Genomic DNA, 13,765 nt, shown 5'->3' with positions numbered 1-13,765 from the left:
GTCGCGGTTCGGCATATCCGGGGTTCGGCCGCACCAAGGGCGGCAAAATCCGGACATTCAGAGATATTTTTCATCCATGCTTTCAAACCTGCTCGGTATGTTCTCGGCCGACATGGCGATCGACCTGGGAACGGCGAATACGCTGGTCTATGTCAAGGGACGCGGCATCGTTCTGAATGAACCGTCGGTGGTCGCAATCCGCGACCTGCGCGGCAAGAAGCAGGTGCTTGCCGTGGGTGACGAGGCCAAGCTGATGCTGGGCCGCACACCGGGTAACATCCAGGCCATCCGCCCCTTGCGCGACGGCGTCATTGCTGATTTCGAAGTGGCGGAGGAAATGATCAAGCATTTCATCCGCAAGGTGCACAATCGCCGCAGCTTCACCAGCCCGGAGATCGTCATCTGCGTGCCGTCGGGTTCCACCGCTGTGGAACGTCGCGCCATTCAGGAATCGGCGGAAGCCGCCGGTGCGCGCCGCGTCTCCCTGATCGAAGAGCCGATGGCCGCCGCCATTGGCGCTGGTCTGCCGGTGACGGAACCGACGGGCAGCATGGTGGTGGATATCGGTGGCGGCACCACGGAAGTGGCCGTGCTGTCGCTGAACGGCATCGTCTATGCCCGCTCCGCCCGCGTCGGCGGCGACAAGATGGATGAGGCGATCATCGGCTATATCCGCCGTCACCATAACCTGCTGGTCGGTGAAGGCTCTGCCGAGCGCATCAAGAAGGAAATCGGCTCCGCCTGCCCGCCGGAAGATGGCGAAGGCCGGGTGATGGAGATCAAGGGCCGCGACCTGATGAATGGCGTGCCCAAGGAACTGGTGATGAGCGAACGGCAGATCGCCGAGAGCTTGGCCGAACCGGTCAGCCAGATCATTGAGGCGGTGAAGGTCGCCCTGGAACATACCGCTCCCGAACTGGCGGCGGATATTGTTGACAAGGGTATTGTGTTGACCGGTGGCGGTGCGCTGCTGGCCAATCTGGATTTCGTGCTGCGCCATGCCACCGGCCTGCCGGTTTCGATTGCCGACGATCCGCTTTCCTGTGTGGCGCTGGGCTCCGGCCGCGCGCTGGAAGAGGAAAGCCTGCGCAACGTGCTGATCCGCATGTGAGGCGTCAGGACAGGGCCGCGATATTCGCGGCCCTGCTGCATTGAAAAGCAGCAATTTACAGCCGCTTGTTAACGGTTTAATTTCACTTTTGGCGGTAAGCTGCCGGTAACCCTGGCACCTTTAACCCAGTCGCCGGCTTTCCGCCGTCGGCCCAATAACGGGACATTCCCCGGTGAAGACGCGCAACAACGGATCGGTCGTGCGGATCGCAGCCCCTTTCTGGGGCTTGATGCAGCGATTCTACTTCCCGCTGCTGGTGCTGGCCGCCGTCGCGCTGATGATGATCGGGCATGTCAATGTCGGCGCGGTCGATCAGGCCCGCGCCCGCGTGACCGATGCCTTCACCCCGATTCTCAATGTGATGTCTCGTCCGGCCGCCAGCGTGGCCGATGCGCTGGAATATGGGCGCCAGCTGGTCGATCTGCATGAAGAGAATGCCCGGCTGCGGGAGGAGAATACACGCCTGCGCCAGTGGGAGCAGGTGGCCCTGCGGCTGGAGGCGGAAAACGGTTCCCTGCGCTCCCTGCTGGCCTTCAAGGCCGATCCGCCGGCCCGCTTCATCACCGCCCGCGTGGTGGGCGATCCGGGTGGTGCCTTCGTGCGCACTGTTGTCATCACCGCCGGTGCGCGCGACGGTGTGGAGCGTGGGCAGGCGGCCATGTCTGGCCAGGGGCTGGTGGGCCGCGTGGTGCAGGTGGGGGAATGGTCTTCCCGCGTGCTGCTAATCACCGATCTCAATGCCCGCATCCCCGTGGTGCTGGAAACCAGCCGCCAGCGCGCCATGCTGGCCGGCGATAATTCCGATCACCCGACCCTGCTTTATGTGCCGGGCAATACGGCGGTTTCGCCCGGTGAACGGGTCTTTACCTCCGGTCATGGCGGGCTGTTCCCGCCCGGCCTGCCGGTGGGGGTGATGGAAATTGGCCAGGATGGTCAGCCCCATGTTGTGCCCATGGCCGACCTTTCCCGTCTGGAACATCTGCAGATTGTCCGGTTCGGTGGCACCGGCGGGCTGGCGGCGGAAGCCGCACAACCGGGCGCGATGCAGTGAGGGGTTCGGCCTTGGCCGGTGGTTTCTGGCATCGTCTTGATCAAACCGCGCGCAACCTGCTTCCCTTCGGGTCCATCGTGGTGGCCATGCTGCTGGCCATTGTGCCCTTGCCCTTGCCCGGCTATTCGGTGGTGACACCGCCACTGGTGTTGATCTGCCTGTTCTACTGGGTCATCCACCGGCCGGATTTGCTGCGCCCGCTGGTGGTTTTCGCCCTGGGCGTCCTGCATGACCTGATCAGCGGTTCGCCGCTGGGGGTGACCTCGCTTTATCTGATTCTGACCTATTGGCTGCTGATCACCCAGCGCCGCTTTTTCCTGGGCCGGTCTTTTGGGATGCTATGGCTTGGCTTCGCCCTGGTGGCGTTCGGGGCGTCGGCTGTACAATGGCTGGTCTTTGCCCTGATGAGCGCGCATCTGCTGGATGCGCGACCAGTGCTGGTCCATGCCGCCCTGGGGGTGGCAATATTCCCGCTGCCGACATATCTGCTGCAACGTCTGCACCGCGCCTATTTGAGCTGAGGAGACAATCTTGTCCGCCTATGATCGCGATGCCGAGCGACAGCGTATGCTGAGCCGCCGCACGCTGGTGCTGGGCGGTATGCAGGTGGCTGCCGTTTCCGCACTGGTGGGGCGGCTCTATTACCTGCAGATCGTGGAGCGCGACCGCTACAGTATGCTGGCGGATGATAACCGAATCTCGCTGCGGCTGGTGGCCCCGCCGCGCGGCCAGATACTGGACCGGTTCGGCGTGCCGCTGGCGGTGAATGAGCAGAATTTCAGCGTCACCGTGGTGTCGGAACGCGCCGGCGACGTGCGGCAGATTCTGGATGAGGTCGGCAAGCTGGTGCCGCTGACGGAGGCCGATGAACGGCGCATCCAGCGTGACCTGCAGCGCTCCCGCGCCTTTGCCCCGATTACCATCAAGGAAAATCTGAGCTGGGATCAGGTTTCCGCCATTGAGGTCAACCTGCCCGATCTGCCGGGCATCTCCATCGATGTCGGGCAGGTCCGTTCCTACCCGTTCGGGGAGGCTTTGGCCCATGTGCTGGGCTATGTCGGCGCCGCGACGGACAAGGATCTGGAGAAATCCGATGATCCGCTGTTGACTCTGCCGGGTTTCCGCATCGGCAAGGGCGGGGTGGAAAAGCAGTTTGATTCTGCCCTGCGGGGTGCGGCCGGCACCCAGCAGCTGGAGGTTAATGCCGTTGGTCGGGTGATTCGTGAATTGTCACGCGATAATGGCCAGCCGGGGCGGGAAACCACGCTGACGCTGGATGCCAAGCTGCAGCATTATGTGCATCAGCGGCTGTCGGCGGAGATGAGCGCTGCCGCCGTGGTGATGGATGTGCGCACCGGCGGTATCCAGGCACTCTGTTCCTGCCCCGCCTTCGATCCCAATCAGTTCGCCATGGGCATTGGCTATGATGCCTATCAGACGCTGCTGAAGGATGAGCGGACGCCGCTGATCAACAAGGCGATTGCCGGGCAATATCCACCGGGATCAACCTTCAAGATGATCACGGCTTTGGCAGCGCTGGAATCGGGCATCGTCAATGCCGATCATCGGGTCAATTGCTCCGGCCATATCGAACTGGGCAGCCACCGCTTCCATTGCTGGCGGCGCGGTGGCCATGGCACCCTGGATATGGTCGGCGCGCTGATGAACAGCTGTGACGTCTATTTCTACGATCTGGCCCAGCGCATCGGCATGGACCGAATCGCCGCCATGGCCCGCAAATTCGGGCTGGGCGACAAGGTGGGGCTGGAGTTGCCGGGGGAACGGCCGGGGCTGGTGCCCGACCCAGCCTGGAAGCGCCGGGCGTTGAAGGCCTCCTGGCACCCCGGTGAAACCCTGATCGCCAGTATGGGCCAGGGCTATGTGCTGGCGACGCCCTTGCAACTGGCCGTGATGACGGCGCGGTTGGCCAGTGGCCATGCGGTGCAGCCGCATCTGGCCAAGATGATCGAAGGCCAGTACCGCGAACAGACGGAATGGCCGCGCATTGATGTGAAGCCGGAAAATCTGGCAGTTGTGCTGAAAGGCATGAATGCCGTGACCAATGTGCCGGGCGGCACCGCCTTCAAATCGCGCATCACCATTTCGGGGATGGAGATGGCGGGCAAATCAGGCAGCGCCCAGGTGCGCCGCATCTCCATGGCGGAACGCAATAGCGGCGTGCGCAAGAACGAGGATCTGGCCTGGCGGGAGCGCGATCACGCGCTGTTCGTCGCCTATGCACCGGTGGAGGCGCCGAAATATGCCTGTGCCGTGTTCGTTGAACATGGCGGCAGCGGCGGCGGTGTCGCGGGGCCGATTGCCCGCGACATTCTGCTGGAATGCCAGATGCTGGATGCGGCCCGCGCCAGCGTGGCCCAGCAGCCGGAACCGGCCGCCGCACCTTCCCGGCCTGATGCCGGCAGCACGGGGCAATAGCCATGAGCCTGGACCTCTCCATTGACCGGGGGGCGATGACCATCGGGGAGAAGCTGGGCCAGATTTCCTGGAGTCTGGTCTTCCTGATCACCCTGGTGGCCAGCATCGGCTTTGCCATGCTCTATTCCGCCGCCAATGGCCATTTCGATCCCTGGGCCTCGCGCCAGATGCTGCGCTTCGGCGTCGGGCTGGTGGTGATGCTGCTGATCGCCCTGATCGATATTCGGCTCTGGATGAAGCTGGCCTATCCACTTTACGGCATCGTCATGGTGCTGCTGATCGGGGTGGATTTATTCGGCAATGTTGGCAAGGGGGCGCAGCGCTGGATCGATCTGGGCATCATCCAGCTGCAGCCGTCGGAAATCATGAAGGTCACGCTGGTGATGGTCCTGGCCCGCTATTTCCATGGCGCCACGCTGGAAGATAGCGGCCGCATCCCCTTTCTGATTCCGCCCTTGTTGCTGGTGGGGGCGCCGGTGGCGCTGGTGCTGGCCCAGCCCAACCTCGGCACTTCCTTGATGCTGATAATGGCGGCGGGGGCGCTGTTCTTCTTGTCCGGGGTGCGGCTGTGGAAGTTCGGCGTGCTTATCGCCGCCGTCATCATTGCCGTGCCGCTGACCTGGCAGTTCGTGCTGCATGATTATCAGCGCGACCGGGTGGAAACTTTTCTGGACCCGGACAGCGATCCGCTGGGCACCGGCTATCACATCACCCAGTCAAAGATCGCGTTTGGCTCCGGCGGGCTCATGGGCAAGGGCTTCTTGCAGGGCACGCAGAGCCATCTGAACTTCCTGCCGGAAAAGCAGACCGACTTCATTTTCACCATGCTGGCGGAGGAGTTCGGGCTAGTGGGCAGCCTGTTCTTCCTGTTCCTCTATGGGCTGATGCTGCTTTATGGCTTCATCATTGCCGGGCGCTGTCGCCATCAGTTCGGCAAGCTGCTGGCGTTGGGCGTCACGGTGAACCTGTTCCTTTATCTCTTCATCAATGTGGCCATGATCATGGGGCTGATCCCCGTGGTGGGCGTGCCGCTGCCGTTGATCTCCTATGGCGGCACGGCGACGTTGGGGGTGATGATCGGTTTCGGCCTGCTGCTGTCGGTGCATGTGCATCGGGATGTGCGCATGTCGCGCCGGGGGATGGGTGACCTTTGACCCTGGCAGGGGTGGGGCAGAGGGTTGAATTGCGTGCAGTGCCCGGCTGCGTGAAATCCCGGTCGGCAGCCTTCATTTTCTTGTCGACAAGGTGTGAACCCTTTGCTACACAGCGCGCCTCGACGCGATGAACGACGCGTCGGGGCCGCGAAAGCGGGTTGGGAATGGGCGCATAGCTCAGTTGGTAGAGCAGCTGACTCTTAATCAGCGGGTCCAAGGTTCGAGTCCTTGTGCGCCCACCATTCCCAAAAATGGCCGCTCCGGCGGATATCAAGGTTGGGCGCATAGCTCAGTTGGTAGAGCAGCTGACTCTTAATCAGCGGGTCCAAGGTTCGAGTCCTTGTGCGCCCACCAACCTTGATCCCTGACCGTTGCAGCCTCTCAAGGTTGGGCGCATAGCTCAGTTGGTAGAGCAGCTGACTCTTAATCAGCGGGTCCAAGGTTCGAGTCCTTGTGCGCCCACCAACCTTGAAACAACATACTGACATCAAATCCCGATATACTCGCCAGACAGATCAGTCTCGGCGGGTTTTTTATGCTCAGCACCCAATATGCCCCCTTCCGCATCACTGTATGCGGGATCGAGGAATTGCCTGACCATTGCCGGGTCGGCGTCAGCCATATGCTGTCGATCATGGACCCTGGCCGGTCCAAGCTGCCAATCTTCAACGGCTATGGTGAGCATGTACGGCTGGATTTGCGATTCGATGATGTGGTGGAGCCGGTGCCCGGTAAACAGCCGCCGCAGCCGGCGCATGTGCGCCAGATTCTGGATTTCGGGCGCAGCCTGACCGCAGAGCCGCCGGGAAAGGCGCATCTTCTGGTGCATTGCCATATGGGCGTGTCGCGGTCCACCGCAGCGATGGCGCTGATTCTGGCCCAGGCGCGGTCGGATCGGCCGGCGGCGGAGGCTTTGGCGGAGGTGGCGCGTATCCGGCCCCAGGCCTGGCCCAATCTGCGCATCCTGGAAATGGGCGGGGAAATGCTGGGCTGCCGGGATGAATTGCTGGCGGCCTTGCCCGCCATCTATCAGCGGGCCACGGCGCATTGGCCGGCTGACTGGCTGGATTACCTGAAAAAGAATCACCGGGGGCGAGAGGTGCGGCTGCTGGAAGGCGGTTGACCGGTGGGCAGGCCGATCAGGCCCAGGCCGACTCGCCGCTGTCGCCCAGAATTTGCCGGCAGAATCGCACGGTGATCGGCTTCTTGGCGGCCAGCGCCTCCCGGTCCAGCAGGTCCACCACCCGGCGGGCATTGGCAAAGCTGCGCTCCGTGCGGGTCAGCAGCCAGACAATCACATCCTCGCCCACCCTGATCTGCCGGTCGGCAAACAGCTTCACCAGCACGGCCATGAACAGGGCATCATCAGGGGCGGCCATGCCGACTGCCGGGGCCGCCAGCAGGCGCGAACGCAGGTCCGGCAGGCGCAGCACCCAATTGATGGGCGCCTTGTCTGCCAGCAGCAGCAGATGGCCGCCAGCATCGCGGGCCAGATTGTAGAGATGGAACAAAGCGCGTTCCAGCACCGGGTCGCCGGCCACCTGCTGCGCCCCATCCAGTACGGCGGCGCGGGTCGGGTGCAGCAGGTCGGGCAGGTCGTCGGTACGCAGATCATCCACCTGCAACAGGTTGGCGCGCGCACGGGCGCGCCAGATCTGCGCCAGATGGCTTTTCCCAGAACCGCTGGGCCCGAAAATCACCAGGGCCGGGGCCGGCCAGTCCGGCCAGCTGTCCAGCCAGGCGACGGCATCCTGGTTGCCGGGGGCCACCAGAAAATCCGCCTCGCCCATGGCGGAACGGTGACCCAGATCCAGGGGGATTTGCCGGGTGCTGCTCAACGGCAGTCCCGGAGGAAGGGAGCCGATGGGCATTGTCGTATCCATGATCATGGTGCGGCCGGAATATCTGCGGGGCGGCGGAGGTCGGTTCCTTCCGCGGCGGGATTGGCGGGAAGCGGGTCGGCGCCCAAGTCAGGGCAGGGCGGCGCTGGCGGCTGGGGGCCGTGATAAAGGCTGCTATCCAGGTAGCGGGTGATGGCGAATCGGACCAGTACGCCGATGACGGCCGCCACCGGCATGGCCAGCAGCACGCCGACGAATCCGAACAGCGCTCCGCCGGCCATCAAGGCGAAGATTACCCAGACCGGATGCAGCCCCACCTTGTCGCCCACCAGCTTTGGCGTCAGCACATTGCCTTCCACGGCCTGACCGAAGAAGAAAATGCCGACCACGATGCCGACCCGCCACAGCTCGTCGAACTGGAACAGGGCGATACCGACAGAGGCACAGAACCCCACCAGCGAGCCGACAAAGGGGATGAAGGAGAGCAGGCCGGACACCATGCCGACGATCAGGCCGAAATCCAGCCCGGCCAGCGTTAGGGCGATGGCATAGAAACTGCCCAGCGCCAGACAGACCGTGGCCTGCCCGCGCACGAATCCGGCCAGGGTGGTGTCCACCGCGCGGGCCTGTTCACGGATGGTGTCGGCCTGCTGGCGGGGCAGCCAGCCATTGATGGCGCCGACCATCCGATCCCAGTCGCGCAACAGGTAAAAGGCGACGATGGGGGTAATGAAGGTGACGGAGATGATATCCACCAGGGCAACACCCTGGCTCACCAGCCCTTTCAGGAAATCGGCCGTCCAGCTCATCGCGGTGCCGGCATAATCACCGGCGGCACTGCGCAGCCGTTCCACATCCTCCGGCGAGAGCCGGTTGATGAAGCGCTGAATCTGCGGCAGCAGTTCCCGCTTGGCCCAGGCGATCCATTGCGGGGCGGCATCGATCAATTGCACGATCTGGCCCTGCAGCAGCGGAACCAACAACAGCAGGGCCAGTACCGCCGTGAGGGCGAATCCCAGCAGAACCACGCTGGTGGCGGCCCAGCGCGGCATATGCCGTTCCAGCCGGTCGGTCACCGGGTCCAGCAGATAGGCCAGCGCCATGCCGGCCACGAACGGGGCCAACATGCTGCGCAGCAGCCAGACCAGGGCGATGAAAACCACCAGCCCCCAGACCCAGAATCGCCATTGCCGTCCGGCCGTCATGCCGCGTCTCCCGATTGGTCGCCGGCATCATCCCCGGCATCACGTGTGCGCAGGATGAACAATCCGCGCAGCACATAGGCCACCATCGACCAGAGCGTGGTAGCGGCGACCAGCAGTTCCGCCGGCAACACATATTCTTCCGGGGCCAGACGGGCGCCATAGACGGCCAAAATCAGCGCCGCCAAGGCCAGTTGCAGCGCGGTATTCAGCTTGCCCACCCAGAGCGGCTGGATGGACAGCCTTTCGCGCAGCATCACCAGCAGCACGGCCAGCCCCAGGATAATGGTGATATCCCGCAGCAGAATCAGCGCTACCAGCCAGAGCGGCACCAGCCCCACCGTGGCCATGGCCACGAAGCAGCCCACCAGCAGGGCCTTGTCGGCCAGCGGGTCCAGCCAGGCACCCAGCTTGCTGCGCGCCCGGAACAGCCGCGCGATCATCCCGTCCAGCCCATCAGAAACGGCCGCCAGCATGAACAGCCAGAAAGCCAGGGTCAGATGGTCGGACAAGATCAGCCAAACCGTCACCGGCACGGCCAGCAGGCGGCCACCTGTGATCAGGTTCGGCACATGCAGCATTGGATTCGGTTTTTCGGTTGTCATCTGGGCGTGATCCGGCGAAGGCAGGTTCTGAATTTAATCTAGGCGCTTTTGCAGGCGCCTTATAGAGGCCCCGGCCCCCACCCGGACCCCCATGCCCATATTCCCCATTATCCACGGCTGGGGAAAAGATGTTCCCATAATGTTCCGGTTGTCCAGTCGCTTTTAATGAAATTATCCCCATGTTTCAGGAATAATGTGTCCAAAGCCGTGCATGGATCGCCAAGCGCTTCTGATCGTTGGCTTTTTGGCGTCTGCTCGGTGGGGGACATAAAAAAAAGGCATCGGGGCCTGTGCGCCGATGCCGTTTTTGACCGAACCGCTTTGCCAGCAACCTTGCCTTACGGCACCGCCGGGGCTGGGGCAGGCGTGCTGCTGGCCGCCGCTGCGGCCCCGCGCCAGCGCAGTTCGCCAGTACCACCGCCTTCGCTCAGGATCAGATCCTGTTGGGCCAGGGCGTTGCGCAACTGTTCCAGCCCGCCCATGTAGCGCAGCTCCAGCTCTGCCCCGCCGCGCGCGAGGGAGACAACGCGGGTCTGGGTGATGGTGGGAATCCTGGCAAGGCGGCGGCGGGTTTCCACCCATTCATTCTGGGCGGCGAAAGGCACCTTCAGGCTCAGCCCGCCTTCATTCCCGCCCACCACCACATTGGCGGCGGTCCAGCGTTCCTCCAGCCGGCCGACGATCTTGTTCACGGCTTCGCGCAGAGTCGGGTTGCCCCGCGCGGTGGCGTCGCCGCTGGCCGTCATCGTTGGCTGGCTGATGGTGAAGCTTTCCGCGCTGCCGTTGGCGGGATGCAGGGTGACGGTGGCGGTCACCCCGCCACTGGTGTTGGTCAGTACGGCGACGGCAACCTCACCCGCCTGATAACGCTCGGCGATGCGTCGCAGGGCGACAGCATCGCCGGACAGGGCCTGTTCCACCCCGATATCGGCGACATCCGCCGCTTCGCCATAAGGAACGGTTACGGGCACCAAGCCACCCTGCAGCGGCAGGTTGGCCCAGCTTTGCCGCCAGCCGGTTTCCGCCTGCCACAGCACGGGCGCCCCGCCGGTTTGGTCCACCGGCAGCACCAGCACCGGCTTGGACCGCACCTCTGTATAAGAGACACCACGGCTGCGCATGAAATTGCGCACGGCCGCCGGATTGAAGCTGACGGCCAGCCGGCCGAGATAGCGCACGGCGGACGTCCGCTCCTCCTGCACCTCAAAGCTCTGCACCATCTGATCGATACTGGCGCCGTCCAGGCCGGACAGGGCGCTGCGGGCGCTGTCCGGGGTCAGCCGGTCGAACAAAGCCTCAAACGCCTTGCGCTGGCCGTCGCGGATGCCGCGATCACGCGCCGCCGTGGCCGAATCCGCCGTGACATCGACGGAAACATCACGCACCGTGAACAGATCGTCCGACGGCGCGGCCCAGGCGGGCAGAGCCAGCGCCAGGACGGTCAGGGTGGCGGACAGGACTTTGCGCAAAGCGGGGGTGCAGGGAACCGGCATTGCCTTGGCTTCCGATATTGCTATGTTCGGCGCCGTCTAAACAGTCCGGTGCCGGGTTTGTTGCGGTTGGTTCTACCGCACCCGGCCCCCTTTACGCCAGCAGCGAGGATGAAGGCGATGAGCAGCTATTCCTACCGGGATGCCGGTGTCGATATCGATGCAGGCAATGCGCTGGTCGAGGCCATCAAGCCGCTGGCGAAATCCACCGCCCGCACCGGCTCCGATGCCGGGCTGGGTGGCTTCGGGGCCCTGTTCGATCTGCGTGCCGCCGGCTTCCACGATCCGCTGCTGGTGTCCACCACCGATGGTGTGGGCACCAAGCTGAAGGTCGCCATCGATGCCAACCATCACGACACGGTGGGTATCGATCTGGTGGCCATGTGCGTCAATGATCTGGTGGTGCAGGGCGCCGAGCCGCTGCTATTCCTGGATTATTACGCCACCGGCAAGCTGGACGTGACCGCCGGTCGCGCCATTGTCGCCGGCATCGCCGAGGGCTGCCGTCAGGCCGGCTGCGCCCTGGTTGGGGGGGAGACGGCGGAAATGCCCGGCATGTATGCCGAGGGCGATTATGATCTGGCCGGTTTCTCCGTCGGTGCCGTGGAACGTTCCCAGGTGCTGGTGGGCGACAAGGTGCAGGCCGGTGACGTGGTGCTGGGTCTGGCTTCCAGCGGGGTGCATTCCAACGGCTATTCGCTGGTGCGCAAGCTGGTGGGCGTCTCCGGCCTGACCTATGAAAGTGCGTGCCCCTGGGATGAAGGCCGCAGCCTGGGCGAGGCGCTGCTGACCCCGACGCGCATCTATGTCAAGCCGCTGCTGGCGGCGGTGCGCGCTGGTCTGGTGAATGCCATGGCCCATATCACCGGCGGCGGCCTGCTGGAAAATATCCCGCGCGTGCTGCCCGATGGCTTGGGTGTCGATCTGGATGCCGGCGCCTGGGAATTGCTGCCGGTGTTTGGCTGGCTGAAGCGTACCGGCAATGTGGATGCCACGGAAATGGCCCGCACCTTCAATTGCGGTATCGGCATGGTGGTCATCGTCCCCGCCGACAAGGCGGACGAGGCCCTGGCGCTGCTGACCGAAAAGGGTGAAAAGGTCACCCGCATCGGCACCGTCGTGCCGCGTGACGGTGCCGATCACCGGGTGGCCATCAGCGGGCTGGAGCGTTGGTCGTGAAGCTGCGCCTGGGCGTCCTGATCTCCGGCCGGGGGTCGAACCTGCAGGCCCTGATCGACGCCTGCCGCGATCCGGATTTCCCGGCGGAGGTGGCCTTGGTCATCTCCAACAAGGCCGATGCCGGCGGGCTGGCCCGTGCCACCGCCGCCGGCATCCCCAGTCTGGTGCTGAAGCCGAAGGATTTCGCCGACAAGCCGGCGCATGAGGCGGCGATGACGGCGGCCCTGGAGCAGGCCGGCGTCGGGCTGGTCTGTCTGGCCGGCTTCATGCGGCTGCTGACGGGTGGATTCGTCGCCCATTGGCATGACCGTCTGATCAATATCCACCCGTCGCTGCTGCCGTCGTTCCCCGGCATCGACACCCATGCCCGCGCGCTGGCCGCCGGTGTGCGCTTCCATGGCTGCACCGTGCATTATGTGCGCGAGGTGATGGATGAAGGCCCGATCATCGTGCAGGCCGCCGTGCCGGTACTGACCGGTGACACGCCCGACGATCTGGCCGCCCGCGTGCTGGTGCAGGAACATCAGGCCTATCCCCTGGCTGTGCGGCTGATCGGTGAGGGAAGGGTGCGGGTGGAAGGGGCGGTGGCCCATATCGAAGGGGCGGCGTTGCCCGCACCGGTGATCTGCCCCGTGGCATCGTCCCTATAGCGGCTAAAATCCCATGATCATCCGCCCCGCCACCGCCGACGACCTGTCGTTCATCCACGCCCAGGCCCCGCGTCTGGCCGGCGTGGCCGATCTGGCCTGGCGGACAGCGGAGGAGGTGATGCATTTCCAGCGTGCCTTCATGCATGAAACGCTGGAAGCTCCCCGGCCCGGTGCCGTCACCTTCATCGCCTGCGACGGGGATGAACGGCTGGGCTTCATCCACGCCGAGCCGCAACTGGATATCTTCACCGACCGGCAATGCGCCTATGTGCCGCTGCTGGCCGTCACGCCGGTGGCGGAGGGCAGGGGCGTTGCCGCCGCCCTGATGGCGGCGGTGGAATCCTGGGCCCGTGGGCAGGGCTATGCCAATGTGGCTCTGGATGTGTTCGCCAGCAATGTGCGCGGCCGTGCCTTCTATGCCAGACAGGGCTATGGGGAAGAGACGCTGCGGCTGGTCAAGGATATCCGCTAGTCCCGTCCCCGGTCGGCACTTCCCCCCTTGGCATGGAACCGTTCCGCCTGTACATAATTGACATAACTGGTCGATATGACAGTCAGGGAGGAAGAATCATGGCGGGCAGCCACGGACCGGCGGTGGTCAATGACAAGCTTGTGCGCGAACATGCGGAAGGGTGGCATTCCTTCACCCGCTTCACCACCATCAGCATCATCTGCGTCACGCTCATCCTGCTGATGTTCATGCTGCATTTCGCCGTGGGCTGGGGCTATGCGGTCTTCTTCATGCTGATCGGCTGGGTTGCCACGGCCATTCTGGCCCTGCTGGGCAAGATATAGGCATTTCGAATCGGTTTTAATCGATTGAGCGACGTTCAAAGGGCTGTCCGGGATGATCGGACAGCCCTTTTTGTATTTTTCCGCCCCCGCAACGGGTGGCTTTATCCGCCCGCCCTGACCTTTAGTGCGCGTTGGTCACGGTTCAAGCCCTTGAAGGGGGCACACCCCTGTGCCACGTTAACAGCTGAACCGTCACCCACCGTTCATTGCCGTGCCCATCTGGGGCGGGCGGTCGGGTCCAGGCCCAGCGG

Annotated in this window: 14 protein-coding genes and 3 tRNA genes; 13 read left to right on the top strand and 4 right to left on the bottom strand. The window is 64.0% G+C overall.

The annotated features are described in order from the left end of the window. The first annotated feature begins 76 nt into the window (after positions 1-76). The 9 genes from PCJ49_RS06365 to PCJ49_RS06325 all read left to right on the top strand — a co-directional run bounded on the left by PCJ49_RS06365 (position 77) and on the right by PCJ49_RS06325 (position 6,875). A complete protein-coding gene (locus PCJ49_RS06365) occupies positions 77-1,111 on the top strand; it encodes a rod shape-determining protein (RefSeq protein WP_089288057.1) in 1,035 nt (344 codons plus the stop codon). Between the two features lie 172 nt (positions 1,112-1,283). Further along, positions 1,284-2,162 (top strand): rod shape-determining protein MreC, encoded by an 879-nt coding sequence (gene mreC, locus PCJ49_RS06360; protein ID WP_089288056.1) that lies wholly within the window; start codon positions 1,284-1,286, stop codon positions 2,160-2,162. A gap of 11 nt (positions 2,163-2,173) precedes the next feature. Continuing rightward, positions 2,174-2,683, top strand: a complete 510-nt coding sequence (gene mreD, locus PCJ49_RS06355) for a rod shape-determining protein MreD (protein ID WP_269910209.1) — start codon at positions 2,174-2,176, stop codon at positions 2,681-2,683. A 46-nt stretch (positions 2,684-2,729) separates the two neighbouring features. Further along, positions 2,730-4,598: a penicillin-binding protein 2 gene (mrdA, locus tag PCJ49_RS06350; RefSeq protein WP_269910506.1), complete on the top strand. Its 1,869-nt coding sequence runs from the start codon at positions 2,730-2,732 to the stop codon at positions 4,596-4,598. A gap of 2 nt (positions 4,599-4,600) precedes the next feature. Continuing rightward, positions 4,601-5,752, top strand: a complete 1,152-nt coding sequence (gene rodA / locus PCJ49_RS06345) for a rod shape-determining protein RodA (protein WP_269910208.1) — start codon at positions 4,601-4,603, stop codon at positions 5,750-5,752. Between the two features lie 166 nt (positions 5,753-5,918). Then, positions 5,919-5,994: transfer RNA gene (locus tag PCJ49_RS06340), tRNA-Lys, on the top strand. Between the two features lie 36 nt (positions 5,995-6,030). Further along, positions 6,031-6,106: transfer RNA gene (locus PCJ49_RS06335), tRNA-Lys, on the top strand. A 35-nt stretch (positions 6,107-6,141) separates the two neighbouring features. Continuing rightward, positions 6,142-6,217: transfer RNA gene (locus PCJ49_RS06330), tRNA-Lys, on the top strand. Between the two features lie 70 nt (positions 6,218-6,287). Next, positions 6,288-6,875, top strand: a complete 588-nt coding sequence (locus tag PCJ49_RS06325; RefSeq protein ID WP_269910207.1) for a protein-tyrosine-phosphatase — start codon at positions 6,288-6,290, stop codon at positions 6,873-6,875. A gap of 16 nt (positions 6,876-6,891) precedes the next feature. On the opposite strand, the gene PCJ49_RS06320 is transcribed toward PCJ49_RS06325, so the two are convergent. The 4 genes from PCJ49_RS06320 to PCJ49_RS06305 form a co-directional block, all read right to left on the bottom strand. Beyond that, entirely contained in the window at positions 6,892-7,590 is a 699-nt protein-coding gene (locus tag PCJ49_RS06320) for a DnaA/Hda family protein (RefSeq protein ID WP_269910206.1), read from the bottom strand. A 47-nt stretch (positions 7,591-7,637) separates the two neighbouring features. Further along, a complete protein-coding gene (locus PCJ49_RS06315; protein ID WP_269910205.1) occupies positions 7,638-8,798 on the bottom strand; it encodes an AI-2E family transporter in 1,161 nt (386 codons plus the stop codon). Continuing rightward, complete coding sequence (locus PCJ49_RS06310) at positions 8,795-9,400, bottom strand: CDP-alcohol phosphatidyltransferase family protein (protein WP_269910204.1); 606 nt, start codon at positions 9,398-9,400, stop codon at positions 8,795-8,797. The genes PCJ49_RS06315 and PCJ49_RS06310 overlap by 4 nt, the downstream gene beginning before the upstream one ends. Positions 9,401-9,738: 338 nt before the next feature. Next, positions 9,739-10,893 (bottom strand): DUF2066 domain-containing protein, encoded by a 1,155-nt coding sequence (locus PCJ49_RS06305; protein ID WP_269910203.1) that lies wholly within the window; start codon positions 10,891-10,893, stop codon positions 9,739-9,741. 108 nt (positions 10,894-11,001) lie between these two features. Here PCJ49_RS06305 and purM point away from each other — a divergent pair, with 108 nt between their 5' ends. The 4 genes from purM to PCJ49_RS06285 all read left to right on the top strand — a co-directional run bounded on the left by purM (position 11,002) and on the right by PCJ49_RS06285 (position 13,514). Further along, positions 11,002-12,069 carry a phosphoribosylformylglycinamidine cyclo-ligase gene (gene purM / locus PCJ49_RS06300; protein WP_269910202.1) on the top strand — a complete coding sequence of 356 codons (1,068 nt, stop codon included), beginning with the start codon at positions 11,002-11,004 and terminating at the stop codon, positions 12,067-12,069. Then, positions 12,066-12,719, top strand: coding sequence for a phosphoribosylglycinamide formyltransferase (gene purN, locus PCJ49_RS06295; RefSeq protein WP_269910201.1), 654 nt, complete (start codon positions 12,066-12,068; stop codon positions 12,717-12,719). The genes purM and purN overlap by 4 nt, the downstream gene beginning before the upstream one ends. A 13-nt stretch (positions 12,720-12,732) precedes the next feature. After that, positions 12,733-13,191: a GNAT family N-acetyltransferase gene (locus PCJ49_RS06290; protein ID WP_269910200.1), complete on the top strand. Its 459-nt coding sequence runs from the start codon at positions 12,733-12,735 to the stop codon at positions 13,189-13,191. A gap of 98 nt (positions 13,192-13,289) precedes the next feature. Beyond that, positions 13,290-13,514 (top strand): hypothetical protein, encoded by a 225-nt coding sequence (locus PCJ49_RS06285; protein WP_269910199.1) that lies wholly within the window; start codon positions 13,290-13,292, stop codon positions 13,512-13,514. Positions 13,515-13,765: the final 251 nt, after the last annotated feature.

The sequence above is a fragment of the Niveispirillum sp. BGYR6 genome, assembly GCF_027568365.1.
Lineage (GTDB): Bacteria > Pseudomonadota > Alphaproteobacteria > Azospirillales > Azospirillaceae > Niveispirillum.
The sequence above is the reverse complement of the archived record's forward strand: the minus strand, read 5'-3'. Positions and strand labels throughout refer to the sequence as shown.

Coding starts and splice junctions, on each gene's coding strand:
- mrdA (WP_269910506.1), top strand. CDS start 2,730: ATGCTGAGCCGCCGCACGCTGGTGCTGGGCGGTATGCAGGTGGCTGCC.
- PCJ49_RS06310 (WP_269910204.1), bottom strand. CDS start 9,400: ATGACAACCGAAAAACCGAATCCAATGCTGCATGTGCCGAACCTGATC.
- PCJ49_RS06305 (WP_269910203.1), bottom strand. CDS start 10,893: ATGCCGGTTCCCTGCACCCCCGCTTTGCGCAAAGTCCTGTCCGCCACC.
- PCJ49_RS06290 (WP_269910200.1), top strand. CDS start 12,733: ATGATCATCCGCCCCGCCACCGCCGACGACCTGTCGTTCATCCACGCC.
- rodA (WP_269910208.1), top strand. CDS start 4,601: ATGAGCCTGGACCTCTCCATTGACCGGGGGGCGATGACCATCGGGGAG.
- PCJ49_RS06365 (WP_089288057.1), top strand. CDS start 77: ATGCTTTCAAACCTGCTCGGTATGTTCTCGGCCGACATGGCGATCGAC.
- purM (WP_269910202.1), top strand. CDS start 11,002: ATGAAGGCGATGAGCAGCTATTCCTACCGGGATGCCGGTGTCGATATC.
- PCJ49_RS06285 (WP_269910199.1), top strand. CDS start 13,290: ATGGCGGGCAGCCACGGACCGGCGGTGGTCAATGACAAGCTTGTGCGC.
- PCJ49_RS06315 (WP_269910205.1), bottom strand. CDS start 8,798: ATGACGGCCGGACGGCAATGGCGATTCTGGGTCTGGGGGCTGGTGGTT.
- PCJ49_RS06325 (WP_269910207.1), top strand. CDS start 6,288: ATGCTCAGCACCCAATATGCCCCCTTCCGCATCACTGTATGCGGGATC.